We start from the raw sequence: 23,417 nt of genomic DNA on the forward strand, positions 1-23,417 counted from the left end.
GCTTTTACTGTGAAGAAAAATGTAGTATAATGCAGACAGTAAAGAAAAGAGGGGAAGGAACATGGGGATAGATCATAACAAAAGATTAAAGGAACATTTATATTATTACAGTGCAAGAGTCAGCCGGGATATATCAAATCTGATCAAGTGGCTGGTTCTTGCTGTCGTTACAGGATGTATCGTAGGAGCTGCCAGCACACTGTTTTCTTTTACGTTGAAGGCAGTAACCGGTTACCGAAAGGCTCATGAATGGATTTTTCTTTTGCTGCCATTGTCCGGACTTGTCATTGTATTTCTGTATGAGAAGCTTGGAAAAGAGGATGGAGGGACCAATCAGGTTCTTTCTACCGTGCGTTCCAGAGATGATGTGCCGATCCTTTCTGCACCACTGATCTTTATCACAACGGCACTGACTCATCTTACCGGTGGTTCTGCAGGACGTGAGGGGGCAGCGATCCAGCTTGGAGGAAGTATTGCCAACCAGCTTGGAAGATGGATCCATCTGGACGAGGAGGACCGTCATGTAATTGTCATGTGCGGCATGAGCGCGGCGTTTTCAGCACTGTTTGGAACACCGATGGCAGCGGCAGTTTTTGCGCTGGAAGTGGTCAGTGTGGGCGTGATGTATTATGCGGCACTGATGCCATGTATGATCGCATCGCTGGTTGCCTCCGGATTTGCGGCAGGAATGGGAGTCACGCCGGAGAGCTTTCATGTGACGGATATTCCTGCGCTTACCATAGAAAGCGGACTGAAAATGGGCGTTGTGGCACTTGGATGCGCAGTTGTCAGTATTGTATTTTGTATTGCACTGAATGGCGCTGCAGGCTTGTATGGCAAATGGTTTAAAAATAAATATCTTCGTGTGGTGGTTGGAGCATGCCTGGTCATTGCAGTCACCTTTATACTGAGAACAAATGAATATATGGGAGCCGGTGCAGAGCTTATTGAAAAAGCGGTGGAAGACGGACAGGCGGATACGTTTGCTTTTTTCTGGAAAATGGTGCTTACTGCACTGACTATGCGTGCAGGATTTCGTGGGGGAGAGATCATTGTACCTTCTTTCTGCATTGGAGCCACCTTTGGCTGTGTGATGGGAAATCTTATGGGAATTTCTCCGTCAATCTGTGCTGCCTGTGGAATGGCAGCAGTTTTCTGCGGTGTGACCAACTGTTCCCGATCACTTCGATTCTGATCGCTTTTGAAATGTTTGGATTTAAAGGAGTCTCCTTCTATCTGATCGCAGTATCTATCAGCTATGCAGCATCTGGATATTATGGCCTTTATAAGGATCAGACCATTGTGTATTCCAAATATAAGGCAAAATATGTGAACCGGCATACCAGATTCTGATATAGAGTGAAATGTGAAGGGCGTGTGTATACCGGCATAATATCTTATGGAATACCGCATGGACATGACAGGAAAATATCTGGACATCTGCGGAAATCTGATGTAATATATTAAACGTTATTATTTACAGAAAGGCGGCAGAATTTAAGGTATGGAAAGAGAAGATTCTTGATTTTATCATGGAGTATGCACAGGAGAATGAGGGAGTCCCGTTTCAGGTGATCGAGGAGAATTTTAATATCGTTATGGATGATAAGTTGAAAGATATCATCAGCGATGCGATCTGGGACAGGGATAATGTTTCCGATGTGATCATAGAAAGCGACCGCTATGTGATCACCTGTTTTGAAGATTGATACAGGGCTATCTGTGACCGTTATGGTAATGAGATTAAGAAGTCTGGATATGAGGAGAATGCGTATGCGGCATTCTCTTTTTTCATTAGTCTGCCAAAATAATCTAAAGGAATTGAAGTTCCCCAAAAAGAATGATATCCTAAAGAAAAACAGATGGGGTGGTTGAAATGAACAGTAAATATGAGATCAACACTAAAGAAAACCGGGAATTCCTGAAAGCATCCTGTGAGGATCTTCTGAACTTCGGACATCGGTTTCCTTCTCCAAATGGAGGTTCCTATTATCTGGGGGATGACGGAACACCATGGAAGGACAGAAACCGGGAAACCTGGATCACCTGCCGCATGGCACATGTATACAGCCTGGGACTGATGCTTGGCCATGAAGGAAGCGGAGAGCTTGTGGATGCGGCGTTGAAAGGTCTTAGGGGAGAGCTTCACGATGACAAAAATGGTGGCTGGTATGCAGGTGTGACACAGGAGGGTGGCATTGTTCCCAATAAACAGTGTTATGCACATGCCTTTGTGATCCTGGCTGCATCTTCCGCACTGACAGCCGGAAGGCCTGGGGCAAAAGAACTCCTTGAGGAGGCGCTGGATGTTTATGATCAGCATTTCTGGAATGAAGAGGAAGGACTGGCCTGCGATACCTGGAATACAGAATTTACCGTGCTGGACGATTACCGGGGATTAAATGCAAACATGCATACTGTGGAAGCTTTTTTGGCAGCAGGAGATGTCACCGGGGACAAAAAATATCACATCCGCGCAGGCAGGATCATTGACCATGTGATCCGTTGGGCAGAGGATAACTCCTGGAGGATTCCGGAACATTTCACAAAGGAATGGGTGGCAGATCTTGACTGCAACCGCGACCGCCCGGATGACCCGTTCAAGCCATATGGTGCAACACCGGGCCATGGAATTGAGTGGGCAAGGCTGATCACTCAATGGGCACTTGCAAACTGCGGGGAAGAGAAAGAAAAACTGGAAAATTATCTCCAGGCAGCAGAGAACCTTTATACAACAGCTATAAAAGACGGCTGGGATGCAGATGGTGCACCGGGGATTGTATACACAACAGACTGGAATGGCAAACCGGTGGTACATGACCGTATGCACTGGACTCTTGCGGAAGCGATCAATACCTCCGCAGTTCTTTATCATGTGACCGGTAAGGAGAAATATGCGAAAGATTATGCTGAGTTTATGAAGTACCTGGATGAAGTGGTCATGGATCACGAGAATGGCTCCTGGTTCCATCAGCTGGACGAGCATAATCATCTGAAAGGAACCGTATGGCCGGGAAAATCCGACCTGTATCATGCGCTGCAGTCCACATTGATCCCGTATCATAAGGCAGATACATCCATTGCGCCTGCCGTAAAGAAAAAACTGGAAATCTGAACAAAAATCATAAAGTGATTTCCACTTATGGGCATGTAACGAAGTGGAATGCGAATGTTTGTTGCAAAAATAAAAACCTTCCTGTGTTTACAGAAAGATTTCTCAGGACAGATACTTACATAGATGCAGGTATCCTGGCCAGAAGAAATACTAAAACACAGGAAGGTTTTTTATTGATTAATTATTATTCTGTAACCTCTTTCAGATCCGAGATATCCGGAGAAGCCATCAGAGAATAGTTGGTATAATATACAACGAAACCAGGTTTTGCACCTGCAGGCTTCTTTACATGTTTTTTCTGGATGTAGTCGATTTCTACTTTAGGAGCAGAATGACCTTTGGAATACCAGGCTGCCAGGCGCCCTGCTTCTTCAAAGGTACGGTCCGGAAGTTCACCGTCTTTGGTGCGGACGATCACGTGGGAACCTGCCATCTTCTTTGCATGGAACCACCAGTCATTTCCGGTTGCGAACTTGAAGGTCAGCTCATCATTCTGGAAATTGTTTTTTCCAACATAGATATCAAAACCGTCACTGGATATATAGTGGAGCGGTTTTGATTTCGGCTGGGCTTTCTGGCCTTTTTTGTTTGTGTAGTGACGTTTGATATAGCCGTACTCAGTGAGCTCTTCCTTGATCTGGGAAAGGTCACTTTCAGATCTGGCGATATCCAGAGCATTGGAGATAGATTCCAGATGAGAGATCTCACTTTCCGTATCTGCGATCTGTTCGGTGACGGCTTCCTCTGTACGCTTCAGCTTTCCGTATTTATCAAAATATTTCTTGGAATTCTGTGCCGGTGTCAGTGTCGGGTCAAGAGGGATGGTGATCTCCTCGTTGGTATAATAATTCAGTGCCTTAAAGGATCTGCAGCCTTCCTCAAGCCCGTATCCGTAGGTGTTGATCAGTTCACCGTAGACTTTGAACTTATCTTTTTTTGAAGTATCATTCAGCTGCTTTTTCTGGATGTTGTATTTTTTGCGGTTACGTTCCAGAGCAGTCTGTACTACACGGCGAAGATCGGAGGATTTCTGGTGGATGCGTGTCAGCAGACTTTTGGTAGCATAATAGGTCTCCAGCATAACAGAGACACTGTCAAAGGTTTCGCTGCGGTATTCACTGCCAAACTGCTGATAAGGAAAGACACCGTATTCCACAGGCTCCTCTCCGCGGTAGACAATATTCGGGGTGAACTCTCTGTTCCGGATCTGTTCCATAAGGCGGAGAAAGGTATGATAAAGATGGGTGCAGGCTGCCTCATCCAGGGACTGCGCTGCATCGCTTCCGTCAATGGATGCACGGTAGCAGATCTCCTCAGCCATTACCGGGCTCATACCTGTGAGTGAAGTGTAAAGCGCCCTGGAAATATTCACAGGCTTTTTGCAAATGTGCTGTGTGAACTCCTCCTCGGAAACAGTCAGCGGATTTTCTTTATCCCTGGTATTGGGAATGAAATATTCTCTTCCGGGAAGAACCTCACGGACAGAGCTCATATGGGAAGAGACATGTTTGATGCTGTCCAGGATCATTCCCTTTTCGTCACAGAAGATGATGTTGCTGTGCTTGCCCATCAGCTCCATGATCAGACGCTTTCTGCAGGGATCCCCCAGCTCATTAAGATGCTCCAGCTCAAATTCCACCACACGCTCCATTCCAGGCTGCTTTACATCAAGGATGCGGGCGCTTCCGATGTGCTTTCTGAGAAGCATGCAGAAATTCGGTGCGGTTAAAGGGCTGATACGGTTCTTATCTGTAAAATAGATCAGAGGAAGGGATGCGCTTGCACTTAAGAGAAGACGTTTCTGTCCGTTGGCGCCCTTTCCTGTGATCAAAAGTTCATCGTTTTCCGGCTGGGCGATCTTGTTGATACGTCCGCCTTTTAAATTATCATCGATCTCTGCCACGAGAGCAGAAACTGTAATTCCGTCAAATGCCATGATTTTACCTCCATTTCAACATCAATCATTATAACAGTAAAAAAAGAGTTTGACTAGGGTTTTGGAATGAACTATAATAAATCCGTATGCAATCATTGGCTGCATTTATCTGCAGCCGATAAACTTAAGAGGCAGTATTGGAGGATAACATGATAAAAAGTATGACCGGCTTTGGCAGGGCAGAAGCAGTTTCCAGAGAGCGTAAGGTTTCTGTTGAACTGAAATCCGTCAATCACAGATATCTGGATCTGAACATCAAAATGCCGAAAAGACTCAGCTATTTTGAGGGAGAGATCCGAAATGTGATGAAGACTTATATCCGCCGTGGCAAAGTCGATGTGTTCATCACCTATGAAGACTATACAATGGGCGGAATGGCTCTGAAATACAATGCAGAGCTGGCAAAGGAATATCTGGGCTATCTGAACCAGATGAGTGAGGAGCTGGGGATCGAGAACGATATCCGTGTTTCCACACTTTCCAGATATCCGGATGTATTTACAATGGAAGAGCAGGCTCCGGATGAGGAAGAGCTCTGGAATTTTCTGGAGGGTCCGCTTCATGAGGCCTGCCGGAAATTTGTGGAGACCCGCCAGCGTGAGGGTGCCAATCTGAAACAGGATCTTCTTGGGAAGCTGGACGGACTGGAAGCAAAGGTCGATGTAGTGGAAAAACGTTCTCCGGAAGTAGTAAAGGCTTATCGGGAGAAACTGGAAGCCAAGATGCACGAGCTTCTTGAAGATAACCAGATCGATGATTCCAGGATTGCCGCGGAGGTGATACTTTTTTCAGATAAGATCTGCAATGACGAGGAGACGGTACGTCTTCGAAGCCACATCCACGGAATGAGAAAGATCCTGGATGAGGACGAGGGCGTGGGGCGTAAATGGATTTCATGGCACAGGAGATGAACCGTGAGGCGAACACCATCCTGTCTAAATCCAATGATCTTACCGTATCCAACGCGGCTATCGATCTGAAGACAGAGATCGAGAAGATCCGTGAGCAGATCCAGAATATCGAGTAACCGGACAGATAAAGACCGTACACAGACAGAAAAGGAGAGCGGAAATGGCGAAACTGATCAATGTAGGCTTTGGAAATGTTGTCAATTCACGCAAGATCGTGGCTGTGGTAAGTCCGGATGCCGCTCCTGTGAAGCGCATGATACAGAGTGTCAAGGGAACCCGCACCCTGATTGATGCCACACAGGGAAGAAAAACAAAAGCAGTGATCGTTACTTCCGATGATTATCTTGTGCTTTCCGCTTTGCAGCCGGAAACCATTGCCAGGAGATTTTCGGAAGCCTACGGAGAGGAAGAGAGGGAGGAAGGAAATGAGTAAGGGAATTTTAGTTGTTGTTTCTGGTTTTTCCGGTTCCGGAAAGGGCACCGTCATGAAACGGCTGATGGAGAAATATGACAATTATGCATTATCCGTTTCTGTTACCACCAGAAATCCAAGACCAGGCGAAAAAGACGGAGAAGCTTATTTCTTCCGCACAAAAGAAGAATTTGAACAGCTGATCCGGGAAGACGGACTGATCGAATACGCACAGTATGTGGAGAATTATTACGGTACTCCTCGTAAATATGTGGAGGAACAGCTTGCAGCAGGAAAAGATGTGATCCTTGAGATCGAGATCCAGGGAGCCATGAAGATCCGTGAGAAATTCCCGGATACTCTGCTTGTATTTGTCTGCCCGCCATCTATGGGAGAGCTTAAGAACCGTCTGGTAGGCCGCGGAACAGAAACTCTGGATGTGATCAACGGACGTCTCAGAAGAGCCGTTGAAGAATCCAAGGGAATGGATAAATACGACTATCTCCTGATCAACGATGATCTGGAGGAATGTGTTGATACACTTCATGAAACCATCCGATGTGAGCGTATGCGCGCATCCAGAAACCATGATTTTGTATCCAGAATTCAGAAAGAAGCGGAAGCTTTTTTATAAATACCAATTAACAAGTTAAATACGGCCCTGCCGTTACAGAAGGGAGAAAAGATATGATACATCCATCTTATTCAGAATTAATTGAGGCTATCAACACAAACAACGAGGACGACGATGAGGCTCTCGTGCTGAACAGCCGTTATTCTCTTGTACTTGCAGCAAGCAAACGTGCACGTCAGCTGATCGCAGGAGCAGAGCCGCTTGTACCTGGTGCAGCAGGAAAGAAACCGCTTTCCGTTGCCATTGATGAGCTCTACAAGGGCAAGGTAAAGATCCTTCCCGGACAGGAAGAAGAGGAAGAACTGGAAGCTCTTGAAGCAGAGAAAGAGGCCCTTGAGGCAGCAGAAGGTGAGAACGCAGAGAGCACTGAGACTGCAGATGCAGCTCAGACAGAAGCGGAGTAACTGTATGAAGATATTATTCATCTCTCTTGGCTGTGATAAGAACCTGGCGGATTCCGAGGAAATGCTGGGACTTCTTACAGCCGGAGGTCATGAGATCACAGACGATGAGACACAGGCAGATGCAATCGTGATCAATACCTGCTGTTTTATCAAGGACGCCAAGGAAGAGAGTGTGGAAACCATTCTTGAGATGGCAGAATACAAGAAAACAGGAAGCTGCCATGCCCTGGTTGTTACCGGCTGTATGGCACAGCGATATCAGAAGGAGATCATCCAGGAGGTTCCGGAAGTAGATGCTGTTCTTGGAACCACGTCCTATGGAGACATCGTAAAGGCGCTGGAAGAAGCAGCAGCCGGAAATCATTTCGAAGAGTTCCGTGATATTGACTATCTTCCGGACACAGGAAGCAAACGTGTCCTTACTACTGGCGGACATTTCGGTTATTTGAAGATCGCAGAAGGCTGTGACAAGCACTGCACCTACTGTATCATCCCGAAACTCCGCGGCAGGTTCCGAAGCGTTCCCATGGAGCGCCTTGTTGCCCAGGCAGAGGATATGGCAGAGCAGGGCGTGAAGGAGCTGATCCTGGTAGCACAGGAGACCACCGTTTACGGCAAGGATCTCTACGGCAAAAAATCTCTTCACATTCTTTTAAAGAAGCTCTGTGAGATCAGAGGTATCCGCTGGATCCGTGTTCTTTACTGCTATCCGGAGGAGATTTACGATGAACTGATCGAAACCATTCGTGATGAGAAAAAGATCTGTCATTATCTGGATATTCCGATCCAGCACGCATCGGACCGCATTCTTAAGAGAATGGGCCGCCGCACTTCCAAACAGGAACTGATCGATATTATCGGAAAGCTCCGTAAGGAGATTCCGGATATCGTACTGCGTACAACTCTGATCACCGGATTTCCGGGGGAGACGGAGGAAGATCATGAAGAACTGAAGGAGTTCGTAGATGAGATGGAATTTGACCGTCTCGGTGTCTTCACTTACTCTCCGGAGGAGAATACCCCGGCAGCAGAGATGGCAGACCAGGTTCCGGAAGAAGTGAAGGAAGAACGCAGAGACGAGCTGATGGAGCTTCAGCAGGAAATCTCTTACGACAGAGGCCAGGACCGTATCGGACAGGAACTTCTTGTTATGATCGAAGGAAAAGTTGCAGATGAAAGTGCCTATATCGGACGTACCTATGGGGATGCACCGAAGGTTGACGGATACATTTTCGTTCAGACAGGCGAACTGCTTATGACAGGTGATTTTGCAAAGGTACGTGTGACAGGTGCGCTTGAGTATGATTTGATAGGAGTGCTGAGCGATGAATACACCGAATAAACTTACAGTTGCAAGAATGATACTTGTACCATTTCTTGTAGTTTTCTTACTGACAGGATGGGGAGGAGAAGCAAACCGCTGGATCTGTCTTGCGATTTTTGTCGCAGCAAGTGTGACAGACTGGTTTGACGGTCATCTTGCCAGAAAATATAATCTGATAACCAATTTTGGAAAATTTATGGATCCGCTGGCTGACAAGCTTCTGGTATGCTCTGCCATGATCTGTATGATCGAGGTTGACAAGCTTCCGGCATGGGTTGTGATCATTATCATTGGACGGGAATTTATCATCAGCGGTTTCCGTCTGATCGCAGCTGAGAACGGAATTGTCATTGCCGCAAACTACTGGGGAAAATTCAAAACCGTTTCCCAGATGATCATGATCATACTTCTGATGCTGGACTTTGGAGGCGTTTTTGCAGTGCTGACACAGATATTTATCTGGCTGTCCGTTGCACTGACCATTATCTCCCTGCTGACTTATATCATGCAGAACAGAAAGGTCCTTTCCATGCAGGAGTAGGGATCAGAGTATACGAAAGGAGTTTCTTTCCATGATCACAGAACTGATATCTGTAGGAACCGAGATCCTTCTTGGAAATATCGTAAATACCAACAGTGCCTATCTTTCTGAAAAATGCGCCCTGCTTGGGTTAAGTGTTTACTATCAGGATGTAGTAGGGGATAATGAAGGCCGTATGCGTGACGTGATCCGTACCGCACTGGACCGTTCCGATGTTGTGATCCTGACCGGAGGCCTTGGACCAACAGAGGATGATATCACCAAGGAAGTAACTGCTGATCTGATGGGAATGCCGCTTAAGGAAGATTCCCACTCAAGGAAACTGATCGATAAATATCTGAAGGAATATGAGAAAAACAATCCTCAGAGACGTATCACGAAGAACAACTACAAACAGGCCATGGTCCCTGAGGGAGCCATTGTTCTTGATAATCATAACGGAACTGCTCCGGGACTGATCCTTGAAAAAAAAGGAAAAACCGCGATCCTTCTTCCGGGACCTCCCAATGAGCTGAAGCCCATGTTCGAGGAGTACGTTGTCCCGTATCTGCAGAAAAACCAGCCGGAGATCATTGTATCCCAGATGGTTAAGATCAGCGGGATCGGTGAGAGCCAGGTAGCAGAGGAGATCCAGGATCTGATCGAAAGTCAGACCAATCCTACCATTGCACCTTATGCCAAAACCGGTGAAGTGCATCTTCGTGTGACAGCAAGCGCAGAGAATGAAAAGGCCTGCAGAAAGCTGATCAAACCGGTTGTCAAGGAGCTAAAGAAGCGTTTTGGAGAGAATGTTTTTGCCACAGATGAGAGCAAGACACTGGAGGAAGCGGTGATCGATCTTCTGAAAGAGAAAGATCTGAAGCTTTCCCTGGCGGAATCGCTTACCGGCGGTATGATCGCCCAGCGCATTGTCAATGTATCCGGTGCATCTGAGGTGTTTGGATATGGCTTTGTGACCTACAGTAATAAGGCCAAGCATAAATGCCTGGGAGTGAAGAAACGTACTCTGAAGGAGCAGGGTGCAGTTTCTGCCAAATGTGCCAGAGAAATGGCAAAGGGTGCCTGCAAAGCATCCGGAGCAGATATCAGTATTTCCGTGACAGGTTTAGCAGGACCGGGAGGTGGAACAAAGGAAACTCCGGTTGGAACTGTATTTATGGGCTGCTGTTATAAGGGCAAGGCCATTGCCAAAGAGTTCCACTTCACAGGAAACCGCATGCGAATCCGCGAGCAGACTACAGCGCATGCACTGGCGATGTTACGTGACTGTATCATTATGAGCAGATAGCGAATGCCTTGATCTGCCTGCTATTACGGATCAACCATGATATTTTTTATATAACAGGACTGATTTTTAAACAGATGAAACTTTTGATTTCAAGTATCTGTATCAAAAATCAGTCCTGTTTTATTTTTGTTTCCTGACAATAAGCCCCGTTATGGGCGATGAAAGAATATAAACGATCATATTTACAAGGATACTATCATAAGTGCTAGTGTTTTTATAAGGGATTTCCTCTAAAATATGATTAAAGCAATATATGACGTAAATATACGTTTTACCGGAAAGGGGGAAATCAGAATGAAAAAGAAAAAAAATCTGTTGTGTTTTGTGCTGCTGATCAGCCTTATTTTTACGATGGCATTTGGAAGTGTGACGGTCAGCGCCGCACCAAAACTGAACAGAACAAAAGTAACTCTTTTAAAAGGTGAGAAGACAACACTCAAGGTTACCGGGACCAAGCAGAAGGTTGCCTGGAGATCTTCCAAAAAGAGCGTTGCGACCGTAAACAGCAAAGGCCAGGTGGTTGCAAAAAATAAAGGTTCCGCAACGATCTATGCAAAGGTAAGCAAAAAAACATATAAATGTGTTGTAAAGGTAGAAACACCGAAGCTCAGCAGGACATCGCTGACATTAACAGAAAAGAAATTCAGTGCCATTAAATTGACAGGAACAACTGTGAAGGTGAAATATTCTTCTTCCAATCCGAAGATCGCACGTGTGGATTCCAAAGGAAAGATCACCGCAGTGAAAAAAGGAACAGCAGTGATCACAGCGAAGGCAAATACGAAGAAATTTAACTGTAAGGTTACAGTAAAAGCAGCGCAGAAACCGAAGCCGACACCTACACCGGTGCCGAAACCATCTTTAAGTGCCACCACCTTAAATATGAATAAAGGTGATGTGAGACAGCTTCAGGTAAAGAATTATAAAGAGATTCTTGTATGGACCAGTGATGATACATCTGTTGCAACTGTAGACAGTAAAGGCAAAGTAACGGCAGTGAATGTGGGAACAACAAAGATCCAGGTCCGGGATAAGAGTACCTGGCGAGGCAGCTGTATTGTCCACGTGACACAGACAGTAAAGAAACAGGTGGAGCCGGTTCTTACAAAAGGAACTAAATCTGCAAAAAAAGAGATCACCAACGATAAAGGACAGAAGGAAGTCATTGATGTAACGATAAATACCTATACTTACACCTTTACCACGATCCCGACCAATGCAGAGGAGCTGAAACAGTATGATATCACAACGGCAGACAGCCGCTATAAGACCATGGCTCTTCTGATTCTTGCATATCGTACCTGGACACCGACCAATCCGACGGACTGCGAGGAGATGATTTCTTATCTCAACAATAAAGAGATGACTCAGTATTACAAAAACTTTTTGAGAGATCGTATGAAAGCGGATAACGGATATAAATATCTTGGCAATTCTTACCTGAACGGAGCAACTCCGGCCAACAATTATACTCCGTCTAAACCGATTTCCATTACGTTAAGACAGGACACACTTCCGGGTAAGGGAAATTCCATCAGTGAAGATATCCCGTATTTTGAACCGACCCAGACCACTCCTGCGATCTACAGATCATTTACTGATTTTGCAGGCAGCGACAGTTCCAGATGGATCTGTACATATAAGCACTCCAAAACCGGAAAATGGTATATCTGGGATCAGTCCTGGCATGATCTTCTTACCAGGATCAAACAGCCGGCAGGAAACTATGAATATTGATCGAATGTGAATGTACCGCTATTCAATCCCATTCTAAAAAAGGAACCGACAGCGTAAAAACTGTCGGTTCCTTTTTGGCATACATAATAGAATATCTCATCGGTGCAGCGCAAACTTTTCAATGGCGCGTGCTACACCATCTTCATCATTAGAAGAGGTAATATAATCCGCCACATCTTTTACCTGCGACTGTGCATTGGCCATGGCTACGCCGAAGCCAACTTCCCGGAGAAGATGCACATCATTGTCTCCGTCTCCGCATGCCATAATGGATTCTCTTGGGATTCCCAGCATTTTACCTAACGCAACAAGGGCAGTTCCTTTATTGACACCTGCTGCATTGATCTCAATATTATAGCTTAAGGAACCGACAAGCTCCAGTTCCTTAAGTTCGCTTAATTCCTTCCAGGCAGCTGCACGCTCATCCAGGTTGGCAAAAAGTGCCTGCACCTTATCCATATTGCGGTGCTCTTTAGCAATCACATCCCAGATGTCAGGAACTGCAATACGGGTGGATCTAACGTAATCCCACATATTGGGATCATGATGATATTTTCCTACATTGTCAAGCTTGGCAGTGTCTGCATATCCCTGCCCGTCAAAATAGATCTCACTTAAAGTATCATATTTTTCAAAGATACGGAGAGCTTTTTTTGCACTTTCCATGGGAAGAAGCTGCTCGATAAGAAGTTTATTATGGTCTGTATCAAGGACTCTGGCTCCGTTGGAGGTGAGAGCATAGTGAATTCCCGGAAAATTTCTCAGTTCCGCGGGAATGCCAGTATATGGCCGGCCGGTAGCCATCAGAACAAGGATCCCTGCATTAATAGCTTCCCTGAGAACACGCCTGGTATTTTCTGTGAGCTCTTTTTTGGTGTTCAGAAGAGTACCGTCCAGATCAAGACCGATCATTTTTATCTGCTGCATATTTAAGAATTCCTTTCACGGTTAAGGTCACATATACAAAAAAACCGTCCCGAAAAAAATATTTCCCGGGACGGTATTTATCTGCTTATCAGATATTCAGAAGATCACTGTAAACCTTCAGTGCTCCGTCTGTATCATGAGCAAGAACACGTTTTGCAAGAACCTTACCAAGCTGTACACCCTCCTGGTCAAAGCTGTTCAGGTTCCATACAAAGCCCTGGAACATGATCTTGTTCTCAAAGTGTGCAAGAAGCGCACCCAGAGACTTCGGTGTAAGTTCCTCACCGACAATGATACTGGAAGGACGTCCGCCCTTGAAGTTTTTGTTCAGGTTCTCATCTTCTTTTCCGCATGCAAAAGCAACGATCTGTGCTGCAACGTTTGCACAGAGTTTCTGCTGGCTTGTGCTGTTCTCGATATCAACATCAACACCAAGCTGGCTCTTTTTAAAGCCGATGAACTGAAGCGGAACAATATTGGTTCCCTGATGCAGAAGCTGGTAGAAGGAATGCTGTCCGTTGGTTCCTGGCTCACCGAAGATCACCGGTCCGGTCACATAATCCACCGGCTCACCAAAGCGGTTTACGGATTTACCGTTAGACTCCATATCACACTGCTGAAGATGAGCTGGGAAGCGGCTTAATGCCTGGGAGTATGGTAAAACTGCAGTAGAAGGATATCCCTGTACGTTTCTTTCATAAACGCCGATCAGGGCATCCAGCATATCCGGGTTCTCAAGAATGTTCTTATTTGTTGCAAGCTTATCTTCTTCAGCAGCTCCGTCAAGGATGTCTGCGAATACCTCCGGTCCGAATGCAAGGGAAAGGATTGCTCCGCCTACGCCGGAAACAGAAGAGTAACGTCCGCCGATATAGTCGTCCATGAAAATAGCGGTAAGGTACTCATCACTCTTTGCAAGAGGAGAGGTCTCACTGGTTACAGCAAGCATATGTCTGGACGGGTTCAGGCCCGCTTTTGTAAGGGCGTCTTTTACGAATGCCTCGTTTGTCAGAGTTTCAAGTGTTGTACCGGATTTGGATACAACGATGAAAAGAGAGTGAGCAAGATCTACAGATGCAAGAACAGCAGCTGCATCATCCGGGTCAACGTTGCTGATGAATTTTGCTTCCATCTTGAAGGTGTTGTTTGCCTTTGCCCAGTTCTCAAGTGCGATATATAATGCACGCGGTCCCAGGTCACTTCCGCCGATACCAATCTGTACAACAGTAGTAAATTTCTCACCGGCTTCGTTTGTAATCTCGCCTGCATGTACTCTGTTTGCAAAATCTGCGGCCTTCTTCTGCTGTGCCACATAGAATTCACGCTTGTCCACACCGTCAACAACAACAGGCTCGCCAAGCTGTGTACGTGCAAGATGATGAAGTACCATACGTTTCTCGCCTGTGTTGATCACTGCACCGTTGTATAATTCCTGGAATTTCTCAATCAGTTCTGCCTCATCAGCCAGTTTGGAAAGTGCGTCAAGAACGGTCTCGTCCACTTCCTTAGCTGCGTAATTGTAAGCCAGACCTGCTGCCATCGGTACGCTGTACTTCTTTACACGTTCTGCACCCTGCTCGCCGGACATTGCCTCTGCAATGTTCACGTGATCTTTCAGACCGTTAAGTGTGCTGTAAGAAGCAAGAGTGTCAAGATTTTTCCATGTTGCCATAATCATATTCCTCCTTTAATGACTGTGATCCGAGATATCACTATAAATCCGTTGGATATCTTTTTCACAATTGTCTACAGCCAATTATACTGAAAAAAGCTCTGGATTTCAACGGAAGGAACGATTTAATTAGTGAAAATCTTGTTAAATAAGGTAAAAAATATCAGAGATAACAGGATCGTGCCGGAAATGTGAAGAAGTTTCCGCCGGCAGCAGGACAGGAATGGGGAAATATGATATGATAGAAAACAGATCACCCGGAGAAAAAGCCGGGAATATAATAAGTGATGAAGGGAATTGTTTTATGGAGGAAATGAGGAAAAAAGGAAATGTGATCGCACTGCTGCCTATCGGTGTTTTCCTGGTCCTGTATCTGGGGCTGGGGATTTTGTTTGAGTATGTGATGAAGATCCCCATGGGATTTTATAATGTACCGATCGTTGTGGCTTTTCTGGCTGCGATCCTGGTGGCATGTGTTCAGAACAGAACGATCAGCTTTGACAGAAAGCTGGAGCTTATGGCAAAAGGAGTAGGGGATAAAAATATCATCACCATGCTTCTGATCTTTCTGACTGCAGGCTCTTTTGTGGGCGTTGTGGGGCGCAGCAGTGCAGAAAGTGTGGCCTACTGCATGCTTTCTCTGATACCTGCACGTTTTTCCGTTGCGGTACTGTTTGTAGTTGCCTGCTTTGTATCTGTGGCGATGGGAACCTCCGTTGGGACTATCACGCTTCTTACCCCTATTGCGGTAGCAGTTTCCAAAGCCTCCGGTTTTGATATGGCATTTTGTGTGGCGTCGGTGATGGGAGGAGCCATGTTCGGTGACAACCTTTCTTTTATTTCTGATACCACGATCGCGGCCTGCAACGGTCAGGGCTGTCAGATGAAGGATAAATTCCGGGAAAATTTCTGGATCGCATTTCCGGCAGCTGTTGTTACACTGATCCTGATCCTTATCCTGTCTTTTCAGACAGAGATCCAGGGAAGAGTGGTACAGGATTATCATCTTATACAGATCTTTCCGTATGTTCTGGTTCTGATCGGCGGGATCATCGGCATCAATGTATTTGTGGTACTTCTGATCGGAATTGTCTCCGGAGCATTTATCATGCTTCTTGGAGGACATATCGCACCTGTGGAGCTCCTGACTAATATCGGCTCCGGCGTTTCCGGAATGTTTGAGACCTGCATGGTGGCTATCCTTGTAGCAGCCATGTGTGCGCTGATCCGTGAGCATGGAGGCTTTGAAGCACTGCTCTCCGGAATACAGAGAGTTTTTAAAGGGAAAAAGGGCGGACTTCTCGGTATGGGACTTCTGGTTGGAGCCATGGATATCGCAACAGCCAATAATACGGTAGCCATTGTTATGGCCAACCCCATTGCAAAGGAAATGGCGCTGGAATATAAGATCACTTCCAGAAAGACAGCTTCTATCCTGGATACATTTTCCTGTATTTTCCAGGGGGTGATCCCGTATGGAGCCCAGATGCTGGTTGCCATTTCTGCGGCAAAGGAACTGGGATTTGAGCTTTCTGCTTTTCAGATCATGCCGAAACTGTTTTATCCCATGCTTCTGCTTGTAAGTTCTCTGATCGCAATCTTTGGTGTAAAAGGCGGGGATGATAAATGAATCAGGAAGAGATGATCCGGGATGTTCGGAAAAGACTGTTCGAAATGCAGGATACAGGATATCGGGATTTTCATGCAAGGCTGATTCCGACTGTGGAGAAAGAAAAGATCATCGGTATCCGGACACCGATACTCCGGAAATTTGCAAAAGAGTTTGGAAAAACAGAAGAATCTGAATTGTTCCTGAAGGTTTTACCTCATCAGTATTATGAGGAAAATAATCTCCATGGACTGCTGATCGAACAGATCAGAGACTATGATAAATGTCTGGAAGAACTGGAGCGTTTTCTCCCGTTTATTGATAACTGGGCAACCTGTGATCTGCTGGCGCTCCATATGATGAAAAAACACCGGGATATATTTATCCGGGAAGTTTTTCGCTGGATAGAATCGGATCAGCCGTATACCATCCGGTTTGGAATCAGTATGCTGATGCGCCATTATCTGGATGAAGAATTTAAAACAGAATATCCTGAAAAAGTAGCAGCGATCCGGTCGGAAGAATATTATGTAAATATGATGCGTGCCTGGTATTTTGCCACAGCTCTGGCAAAACAGTATGAGAACGTTCTTCCTTTCCTGGAAAAGCGTCAGATGGATGTCTGGACTCATAACAAGACGATACAGAAGGCCATTGAAAGTTACCGGATTACATCGGAGCAGAAGGAATATTTAAGGACACTGCGGATAAAGAAATGAACGGTAAAGTAAGGGGCAAAATATGAAAGCAATATCGATCTATGCACTTACAAGAAATCAGAATATGGAATGTATCCAGAAACTGGAGCGTCAGCTTTCTGGCAGAGATTTTTTCCTCCGGATTAAAGAGTGGGAACTGGAAAGTATGAAAGCGCTGGTGAAACAGCTGGAACTACATATGGAAGAAGTATATAAACTCCGTTTTTTTTATTCGTTTCAGATTCCGAAGCTTGGAAAGGAGTTTGACCTTCTTCAGATCAAAGATGACCAGATTGTGAATATTGAACTGAAAAGCGGCAGCGTATCGGACGAGGCCATCCGGAGACAGCTGATCCAGAACCGGTATTATCTGTCCGTTTTCGGGAAACCGATCCTGTCGTATACTTATATCAGCAGTGAAGACCGTCTGGTGAGACTGACCAATCACGATCATATTGTGGAGGGAGACTGGAAACAGCTTTGTAATGCATTGGAGAAAGAAACCCCGGACTATGAGGGAGATATTGAAAAGCTGTTTCAGGCAGAACTGTATCTGATCTCTCCACTGACAGAACCGGAACGTTTTCTCAAAAAAGAGTATTTCCTTACCTCTCAGCAGAGAGATATTGAACGACAGATCCTGAAGCGGATTCGTGGAGAAAGAGAAGGATATTTCTGGTTCAGTGGACTTCCCGGAACAGGAAAAACATTGCTGCTTTATGATATTGCGATGAAGCTTTCCGTACGACAGAGGGTTTGTATCATTCACTGCGGAGAGGCTGGAAAAGAATGGAAGCTCCTTCATGAACGTCTGCGGCGGACAGACTTTCTGGCGGATAATCAGTTGAGAAAGACGACAGATCTTGGCTGTTACAGCAGTATTCTGGTGGATGAAGCACATCTTCTGTCCCTGGAAAAATTATCTGTTCTGCTTGCATGGAGTGAGCACAGGCCAGTGATCTTTTCCAGTGACTCCGAAGATGTGATTTCACCGGAAGAGCTGGACCGGAGCATTGTGGAAAGACTGGAGAATCTGCCGGGGCTCCAGAAATTTCATTTGACAAACCGGATCCGTACCAATGCGGAGCTTTCCACTTTTATCCAGAACATGATGCACCTGCCGGAAAAAAGAAGTCCCAGATGGTATCCGAATATTGCAGTGGTGTATGCTGGTAATGGCCGAGAATCGGAAAATCTTATGAATGATTTTGTGAGACAGGGATATCAGCGGCGGACGACAGAGGGATCTGGACAGCTTGATGCCCAGGCAGTGAGAGACGAGGAGAAGATTGTTGTATTACTGGACGAACAATATTATTACGATGAAAAAGGATATCTCAGATTCATGTGTTCTTCGGAAAAAGATTTCAGTGTGCGGAGACTTTTTCATCTTCTGAACCAGGCGAAAGAGAGTCTGGCTCTTGTGGTAAAGGAAAATATGGAAGTATATGAAGTGCTGCTGGAAATTTTGCAGATGCACAGAAACAGATAGAAATAAAAAATTAAGGACAACGGAGAGGATGACAGAGAAAATGGATGTTTTAGAGATTGTTTTACCGGTACTGGTTATGATCATTCTTGGAATGCTGTGTAGAAAGTGGAAACTTTTAGATCAGAATGGTGTCAATAACATGAAAACACTGGTAACAAACATTATGCTTCCTGTGGCAATTTTTCATGCGCTTGCGACTGCAAAATACAGTGGAAAGATTGGAACATTGGTGCTGATCATGTTCATAATGCTTCTGATTTCATTTGGCGTGGGATTCCTGCTGAAGAGATTTATGGAAGAACCCTATAAAAAATATCTTCCTTTTCTGGTCTGTATCTATGAAGGCGGAATGATGGCATATCCTTTATATACAAGCCTTTGTGGCAGCGAAAATCTTTCACAGATTGCGGTGCTGGATATTGCAGGATTGCTTTTTGGCTTTAGTGTGTATATGGGAATGCTGGGACAAACGGAAAACGGAGAAAAGATCAATGCAAAAAGTTTATTTTACAGTGCATTAAAAACTCCTGCTTTTATAGGGACGGTTCTTGGAATCATCGCCGGATTGACGGGGCTGATCAACCGGTTGATGGATAGTTCTTTTGGTCCTGGCTATCTCAGTGCAGAAAGCATTCTGACAACTGCAATTACGCCTATTATCCTTATTGTTGTTGGGTACAGTATGGAACTGGTACCGGAACTTATAGGACCCTGTATCAAAACTATTTTTCTGAGGATTATTTTGCAGGCAGCGATGATAATGGGAGTTCTTATAGCTGTGAAATATCTGGTCGGAAGTTCCAGACTTTTGAATCTGGCAATTATTATATATATGTCGTCTCCAGCAACATTCAGTATGCAGACATTTCTGAAAAAGAAAGAAAGCAGTGCATATGCTTCTACAACAAATTCATTGTATTGTATTGTTTCGATTCTGGTTTATATTGTGTTGGCAGTGGTAGGGTGATTAAACGGAAAGAAGGTATTTAAATGACGACAACCACTTTATGTTATATAGAAAATGATGACAAATATCTGATGCTTCATAGAATTAAAAAACAGAATGACATGAATGGTGGAAAATGGATCGGTGTTGGCGGACATGTAGAAAGTCAGGAAACTCCGGAGGAATGTCTTATGCGCGAGGTGAAGGAGGAAACCGGATTAACACTTACATCTTATAAATTTCGTGGGCTGGTGACATTTGTTAATAATGAATATGAATCTGAGCTTATGTGTGTTTTCACAGCGGACAGATATACAGGAGAACTGATTGAATGTAATGAAGGACAACTTTGCTGGGTTGACAAAACCAAAGTGCCTGAACTGCCTGCATGGGAGGGGGATAAAGTATTTCTTGATCTGCTTCTTTCTGGAGAAGAACGCTTTTTTTCCGTAAAATTACAGTATGAAGGGGACAGACTTGTAGAAAAGAAGATTTATTTGTATTAGATGATAGTTTGCGCATCTGCGTTTTTATGGTAAAATAATAAAAAATTATAGGAAGGATGGTTTGGAATGGATTTTTCAGAAGTAATAAAAAACAGATATTCCTGCAAAAAATTCAGTGACGTGGAAGTGAAAAAAGAAAAGCTGGATAAGATCCTGGAGGCCGGACGTGTCGCTCCAACAGCAAAAAATCTTCAGGAACAGCATATTTATGTAGTACAGTCTGAAAAGGGACTGGAAGCAATTGATAAAGCAACACCATGCCGTTATCAGGCACCTGTTGTTTTGGTGGTAGCATATAATAAGAATAATGTTTTCACATATCCTGGAGGAAAAAGAGATTCCGGGATTGAAGATGCCAGTATTGTAGCAACTCACATGATGCTGGCAGCTTACAATGAGGGGATTGACAGCTGTTGGATCAATTTTTTCAATCCGGATGAACTGGCAAAGGCTCTTGGACTTCCGGAGGAAGAAGAAATTTTGATGTTGCTGGATCTTGGAATTGCGGCAGACGGAACAGGCGCACTTCCAAACCATAACAGCAGAAAAGAATTAACAGAAACAATAAGCTATATGTAGTTAAATATGAAGGGGAAGCTGAAGACAGTCAGCTTCCCCTTTTAACCAAATAAACTGCGGAGCAGTTATTTGGTTATGAGCAAGTAGCGAAGCGGATTGCGAATATCCGCTTGACCCAAATCAAGTAAGTCCCCTGCTTCAATTGCGAATATCCGCTTGACGTATTCCTGTGTCTTTCTGATAAAAACAAAGGTTTTTATATGGAAAACACTTGTGAAAAATGTCAGATTATAGTAAATTAAAGAATAGAGTTTTAAATATATAAGGACGAGAGGAAAGAGTATGGAAGTATTTGTAACAGTAATGAACGCGATCAATGACATCATCTGGCATCCGGTGATGTGTGTGTTCCTGATGTGCGCGGCGGTCTGGTTTACCGTTCGTTTACGTGGTATTCAGGTCCGCAGATTCAAAGACATGGTAAAATGTCTGACAGAAAAGGGAGATAATAAGAAAGATACCGGTCTTTCAGCGTTTCAGGCATTTGCGACAACCGTAGGAGGACGTGTCGGTACCGGTAATATTGCAGGAACTGCAACCGCTATATTTATGGGTGGACCGGGAGCTCTGTTCTGGATGTGGATAACAGCAATCCTGGGAGCTTCCACCGGTATTGTGGAATGTATTCTTGGTCAGGCGTATAAGACCAGAAATTTAGGAGAGTTAACAGGCGGCCCGGCATTTTATATGTCAAACGGGTTCAAAAATAAGAAGGTTGGAAGAATTCTGGCAGTATTATTCTGTATTGCGGTTTTCATTGGACCTGGTTTTCTGCTTCCTGCAATGCAGACACAGACTGCAGCAACTGCGATCAAAGGAGCATTTGGAATTCCGTTTATCGTAGTTGGAATTGGTATGGTCCTTATTGTTGGAGTAGTAACAATGGGCGGTATTAAACGTATCGGTCAGGTTGCAGAAGTCCTTGCACCGATCATGTGCGGAATTTATTTCTTGATCACCATTGCAATTTTTGTTATGAATTATAAAGAAATTCCGGGGATGTTTGGTTCTATTTTTGCCAGTGCATTTGGAAAGGATGCAATATTTGGAGGAATTGTAGGATCTGCTGTGGCATGGGGAATCAAGAGAGGCTTCTTCTCAAATGATGCAGGAAACGGAATGAGCCCGCTGATCTCAGCGACAACCGATACTTCCCACCCGGTAAAACAGGGGCTTGTACAGGGACTTTCTGTATATATTGATACACTTCTGGTGTGCAGCTGTACCGGATTTTGTATTTTACTTGCAGGTACATATAATGTAGCGGCTGACGGAACAGGAGCAGTACTTCTTGTAGAACAGGTACCGGGAATCCAGTATGGTATTTCTTTCATGCAGGAAGCACTCAGGGTATCAATTGGAAAAACAGGGGCCATGTTTCTGGCAGTAATGCTGTTTATCTTTATTTTTACTACAATGTTATCCTACTCCTATCAGCTGGAGTCTACCTGCAAATATCTGTGGGGAGAAAACAAAGTAGTAGTTACCATCGTACGTATTTTGTTCCTGATCTTCTGTCTGTTCGGAATCCTTATTGACGGAGATACGATCTGGTCAATGGGTGATATCGGAGTTGGCTGTATGCTCTGGGTAAATACATTCAGTATCCTTCTTCTGACGCCGCAGGTTATTAAAATTGTCAGAGATTATGAAAAACAGAAAAATGCAGGGCTTGATCCATTATTTGATCCGGAGACAGTTGGTATCAAAGATGAGGCAAACGTGTGGGGGCCATACGTGGAAAAGAAAAAAGCCAGAGGGGATTATAAGAACCCGGATCTGGGATATATAAAAAAATAAAACAGGCGGCGGAACAACGAATGCTTGAGCTGAAACAGAAAAAGAAAAGAGAAAAGCACAAGGGACGTTAAAATCCCTTGTACTTTTGCTCAAATAATCATTTATGACTTGATAAATAAACGACCGTTTACTAAAATAGGACTGTAAACGGTCGTTTATTTGTAGTAAGGGAGATGATTATGTATGGGAAGTACAAAGGAAGAGATTATGACTGTGGCCCTTCACTTGTTTGCGAAAAATGGATATGAAGCTGTATCTGTGAGTTAGATTGCAGGGGTTCTTGGAATGACTAAAGGAGCGTTATACAGACATTATGAAAATAAGAGAGACATATTTTTGCACATTGTGAAACGAATGGAACAGCAGGACAGTGAACAAGCCAGGCAGAATGAAGTACCAGAAGAAAGTATTGAGAAAATGCCGGAAGAATATCAGAACGTATCAGTAGAAGATTTTGTAGGATACAGCAAATCAATGTTTGAGTATTGGACAGAGGATGATTTTGCATCATCATTTCGGAAAATGCTTACGCTTGAACAATTTAGAAATGAAGAAATGCAGAAGTTGTATCAGCAATATCTGGTATCTGGACCGGCAGAATACGTGAAGGATCTGTTCAAAAATATGAAAATAGAAAATCCAGAGGAGACTGCAGTTAAATTTTATGCAAATATGTTTTTCTATTATAGTGTGTATGATGGAGCATCAGATAAGGTGAAAGTAAAATGTCAGTTTGAGCATATGCTGACCGAAATCACAGAAGAAATTAGAAATAGCAATAATTAAAAAACATAAGAGCCAGACGCTTAGACGCAGAGCCATTAATTTTGATAAATGCAAAGTAATCAAAATTAGTGGCTTTTTATCTAGAATAATTTGAAAGGAT

Annotated in this window: 19 protein-coding genes and 3 pseudogenes; 19 read left to right on the top strand and 3 right to left on the bottom strand. The window is 44.4% G+C overall.

The genetic code is table 11. The features are described 5' to 3' along the window. Positions 1-61: 61 nt before the first annotated feature. The 3 genes and pseudogenes from AC04Q6_RS03135 to AC04Q6_RS03145 all read left to right on the top strand — a co-directional run bounded on the left by AC04Q6_RS03135 (position 62) and on the right by AC04Q6_RS03145 (position 3,115). Positions 62-1,353, top strand: a pseudogene (locus AC04Q6_RS03135) (chloride channel protein). A 179-nt stretch (positions 1,354-1,532) separates the two neighbouring features. After that, positions 1,533-1,709 (top strand): hypothetical protein, encoded by a 177-nt coding sequence (locus AC04Q6_RS03140; protein WP_476389519.1) that lies wholly within the window; start codon positions 1,533-1,535, stop codon positions 1,707-1,709. Between the two features lie 167 nt (positions 1,710-1,876). Further along, positions 1,877-3,115: an AGE family epimerase/isomerase gene (locus AC04Q6_RS03145; RefSeq protein WP_118070071.1), complete on the top strand. Its 1,239-nt coding sequence runs from the start codon at positions 1,877-1,879 to the stop codon at positions 3,113-3,115. Between the two features lie 184 nt (positions 3,116-3,299). Here the strand turns inward: AC04Q6_RS03145 and AC04Q6_RS03150 are convergent, their stop codons facing one another. Beyond that, the gene (locus AC04Q6_RS03150) at positions 3,300-5,051 is read right to left on the bottom strand and encodes an Rqc2 family fibronectin-binding protein (RefSeq protein WP_021978074.1); all 1,752 of its coding nucleotides are present in this window, start codon (positions 5,049-5,051) and stop codon (positions 3,300-3,302) included. 149 nt (positions 5,052-5,200) lie between these two features. Here AC04Q6_RS03150 and AC04Q6_RS03155 point away from each other — a divergent pair. The 8 genes and pseudogenes from AC04Q6_RS03155 to AC04Q6_RS03190 all read left to right on the top strand — a co-directional run bounded on the left by AC04Q6_RS03155 (position 5,201) and on the right by AC04Q6_RS03190 (position 12,302). Next, a pseudogene (locus AC04Q6_RS03155) lies at positions 5,201-6,078 on the top strand (YicC/YloC family endoribonuclease). A 44-nt stretch (positions 6,079-6,122) separates the two neighbouring features. Beyond that, entirely contained in the window at positions 6,123-6,395 is a 273-nt protein-coding gene (locus tag AC04Q6_RS03160) for an extracellular matrix/biofilm biosynthesis regulator RemA family protein (RefSeq protein ID WP_118070069.1), read from the top strand. Then, a complete protein-coding gene (gene gmk / locus AC04Q6_RS03165; protein ID WP_118070067.1) occupies positions 6,388-7,008 on the top strand; it encodes a guanylate kinase in 621 nt (206 codons plus the stop codon). The genes AC04Q6_RS03160 and gmk overlap by 8 nt, the downstream gene beginning before the upstream one ends. Before the next feature lie 53 nt (positions 7,009-7,061). Then, positions 7,062-7,316, top strand: a pseudogene (rpoZ, locus tag AC04Q6_RS03170) (DNA-directed RNA polymerase subunit omega); the annotation flags it as partial. A gap of 100 nt (positions 7,317-7,416) precedes the next feature. After that, positions 7,417-8,754: a 30S ribosomal protein S12 methylthiotransferase RimO gene (rimO, locus tag AC04Q6_RS03175; protein WP_118070061.1), complete on the top strand. Its 1,338-nt coding sequence runs from the start codon at positions 7,417-7,419 to the stop codon at positions 8,752-8,754. Then, the gene (gene pgsA / locus AC04Q6_RS03180; protein ID WP_015525184.1) at positions 8,738-9,277 is read left to right on the top strand and encodes a CDP-diacylglycerol--glycerol-3-phosphate 3-phosphatidyltransferase; all 540 of its coding nucleotides are present in this window, start codon (positions 8,738-8,740) and stop codon (positions 9,275-9,277) included. The genes rimO and pgsA overlap by 17 nt, the downstream gene beginning before the upstream one ends. A gap of 31 nt (positions 9,278-9,308) precedes the next feature. Beyond that, positions 9,309-10,565 carry a competence/damage-inducible protein A gene (locus AC04Q6_RS03185; protein WP_022427252.1) on the top strand — a complete coding sequence of 419 codons (1,257 nt, stop codon included), beginning with the start codon at positions 9,309-9,311 and terminating at the stop codon, positions 10,563-10,565. A gap of 294 nt (positions 10,566-10,859) precedes the next feature. Further along, positions 10,860-12,302: a DUF6935 domain-containing protein gene (locus AC04Q6_RS03190; RefSeq protein WP_178087456.1), complete on the top strand. Its 1,443-nt coding sequence runs from the start codon at positions 10,860-10,862 to the stop codon at positions 12,300-12,302. A gap of 96 nt (positions 12,303-12,398) precedes the next feature. Here AC04Q6_RS03190 and AC04Q6_RS03195 read toward each other — a convergent pair whose 3' ends face one another. Together AC04Q6_RS03195 and AC04Q6_RS03200 are read right to left on the bottom strand one after the other, a co-directional pair. Further along, positions 12,399-13,229 carry a Cof-type HAD-IIB family hydrolase gene (locus AC04Q6_RS03195; protein ID WP_118070058.1) on the bottom strand — a complete coding sequence of 277 codons (831 nt, stop codon included), beginning with the start codon at positions 13,227-13,229 and terminating at the stop codon, positions 12,399-12,401. Between the two features lie 88 nt (positions 13,230-13,317). Continuing rightward, the gene (locus AC04Q6_RS03200; RefSeq protein ID WP_118063889.1) at positions 13,318-14,901 is read right to left on the bottom strand and encodes a glucose-6-phosphate isomerase; all 1,584 of its coding nucleotides are present in this window, start codon (positions 14,899-14,901) and stop codon (positions 13,318-13,320) included. 313 nt (positions 14,902-15,214) lie between these two features. On the opposite strand from AC04Q6_RS03200, the gene AC04Q6_RS03205 reads away from it, so the two are divergent. The 8 genes from AC04Q6_RS03205 (at position 15,215) to AC04Q6_RS03240 (ending at position 23,317) form a co-directional block, all read left to right on the top strand. Beyond that, entirely contained in the window at positions 15,215-16,531 is a 1,317-nt protein-coding gene (locus tag AC04Q6_RS03205; RefSeq protein WP_243006116.1) for a Na+/H+ antiporter NhaC family protein, read from the top strand. Further along, the gene (locus tag AC04Q6_RS03210) at positions 16,528-17,229 is read left to right on the top strand and encodes a DNA alkylation repair protein (protein WP_118070056.1); all 702 of its coding nucleotides are present in this window, start codon (positions 16,528-16,530) and stop codon (positions 17,227-17,229) included. The genes AC04Q6_RS03205 and AC04Q6_RS03210 overlap by 4 nt, the downstream gene beginning before the upstream one ends. A gap of 22 nt (positions 17,230-17,251) precedes the next feature. Then, positions 17,252-18,700: a P-loop NTPase family protein gene (locus AC04Q6_RS03215; RefSeq protein WP_118063885.1), complete on the top strand. Its 1,449-nt coding sequence runs from the start codon at positions 17,252-17,254 to the stop codon at positions 18,698-18,700. 40 nt (positions 18,701-18,740) lie between these two features. After that, positions 18,741-19,667: an AEC family transporter gene (locus AC04Q6_RS03220; RefSeq protein WP_118070532.1), complete on the top strand. Its 927-nt coding sequence runs from the start codon at positions 18,741-18,743 to the stop codon at positions 19,665-19,667. Positions 19,668-19,690: 23 nt separating this feature from the next. Then, the gene (locus AC04Q6_RS03225) at positions 19,691-20,152 is read left to right on the top strand and encodes an NUDIX hydrolase (RefSeq protein ID WP_021978061.1); all 462 of its coding nucleotides are present in this window, start codon (positions 19,691-19,693) and stop codon (positions 20,150-20,152) included. A 66-nt stretch (positions 20,153-20,218) separates the two neighbouring features. Continuing rightward, on the top strand, positions 20,219-20,731 hold the full coding sequence (locus AC04Q6_RS03230; protein ID WP_021978060.1) for a nitroreductase family protein: 513 nt from the start codon (positions 20,219-20,221) through the stop codon (positions 20,729-20,731). Positions 20,732-21,013: 282 nt separating this feature from the next. Beyond that, a complete protein-coding gene (locus AC04Q6_RS03235; RefSeq protein WP_021978059.1) occupies positions 21,014-22,531 on the top strand; it encodes an alanine/glycine:cation symporter family protein in 1,518 nt (505 codons plus the stop codon). Between the two features lie 285 nt (positions 22,532-22,816). Further along, positions 22,817-23,317, top strand: coding sequence for a TetR/AcrR family transcriptional regulator (locus tag AC04Q6_RS03240; protein WP_243004373.1), 501 nt, complete (start codon positions 22,817-22,819; stop codon positions 23,315-23,317). The last annotated feature ends 100 nt before the right edge of the window (positions 23,318-23,417 follow it).

Source organism: Blautia sp. HA9023, from assembly GCF_056504095.1.

Coding starts and splice junctions, on each gene's coding strand:
- AC04Q6_RS03185 (WP_022427252.1), top strand. CDS start 9,309: ATGATCACAGAACTGATATCTGTAGGAACCGAGATCCTTCTTGGAAAT.
- AC04Q6_RS03210 (WP_118070056.1), top strand. CDS start 16,528: ATGAATCAGGAAGAGATGATCCGGGATGTTCGGAAAAGACTGTTCGAA.
- AC04Q6_RS03215 (WP_118063885.1), top strand. CDS start 17,252: ATGAAAGCAATATCGATCTATGCACTTACAAGAAATCAGAATATGGAA.
- AC04Q6_RS03160 (WP_118070069.1), top strand. CDS start 6,123: ATGGCGAAACTGATCAATGTAGGCTTTGGAAATGTTGTCAATTCACGC.
- AC04Q6_RS03145 (WP_118070071.1), top strand. CDS start 1,877: ATGAACAGTAAATATGAGATCAACACTAAAGAAAACCGGGAATTCCTG.
- AC04Q6_RS03225 (WP_021978061.1), top strand. CDS start 19,691: ATGACGACAACCACTTTATGTTATATAGAAAATGATGACAAATATCTG.
- AC04Q6_RS03240 (WP_243004373.1), top strand. CDS start 22,817: ATGACTAAAGGAGCGTTATACAGACATTATGAAAATAAGAGAGACATA.
- AC04Q6_RS03220 (WP_118070532.1), top strand. CDS start 18,741: ATGGATGTTTTAGAGATTGTTTTACCGGTACTGGTTATGATCATTCTT.
- AC04Q6_RS03205 (WP_243006116.1), top strand. CDS start 15,215: ATGAGGAAAAAAGGAAATGTGATCGCACTGCTGCCTATCGGTGTTTTC.
- AC04Q6_RS03200 (WP_118063889.1), bottom strand. CDS start 14,901: ATGGCAACATGGAAAAATCTTGACACTCTTGCTTCTTACAGCACACTT.
- AC04Q6_RS03235 (WP_021978059.1), top strand. CDS start 21,014: ATGGAAGTATTTGTAACAGTAATGAACGCGATCAATGACATCATCTGG.
- gmk (WP_118070067.1), top strand. CDS start 6,388: ATGAGTAAGGGAATTTTAGTTGTTGTTTCTGGTTTTTCCGGTTCCGGA.
- AC04Q6_RS03190 (WP_178087456.1), top strand. CDS start 10,860: ATGAAAAAGAAAAAAAATCTGTTGTGTTTTGTGCTGCTGATCAGCCTT.
- AC04Q6_RS03140 (WP_476389519.1), top strand. CDS start 1,533: ATGGAGTATGCACAGGAGAATGAGGGAGTCCCGTTTCAGGTGATCGAG.
- AC04Q6_RS03195 (WP_118070058.1), bottom strand. CDS start 13,229: ATGCAGCAGATAAAAATGATCGGTCTTGATCTGGACGGTACTCTTCTG.
- rimO (WP_118070061.1), top strand. CDS start 7,417: ATGAAGATATTATTCATCTCTCTTGGCTGTGATAAGAACCTGGCGGAT.
- pgsA (WP_015525184.1), top strand. CDS start 8,738: ATGAATACACCGAATAAACTTACAGTTGCAAGAATGATACTTGTACCA.
- AC04Q6_RS03230 (WP_021978060.1), top strand. CDS start 20,219: ATGGATTTTTCAGAAGTAATAAAAAACAGATATTCCTGCAAAAAATTC.
- AC04Q6_RS03150 (WP_021978074.1), bottom strand. CDS start 5,051: ATGGCATTTGACGGAATTACAGTTTCTGCTCTCGTGGCAGAGATCGAT.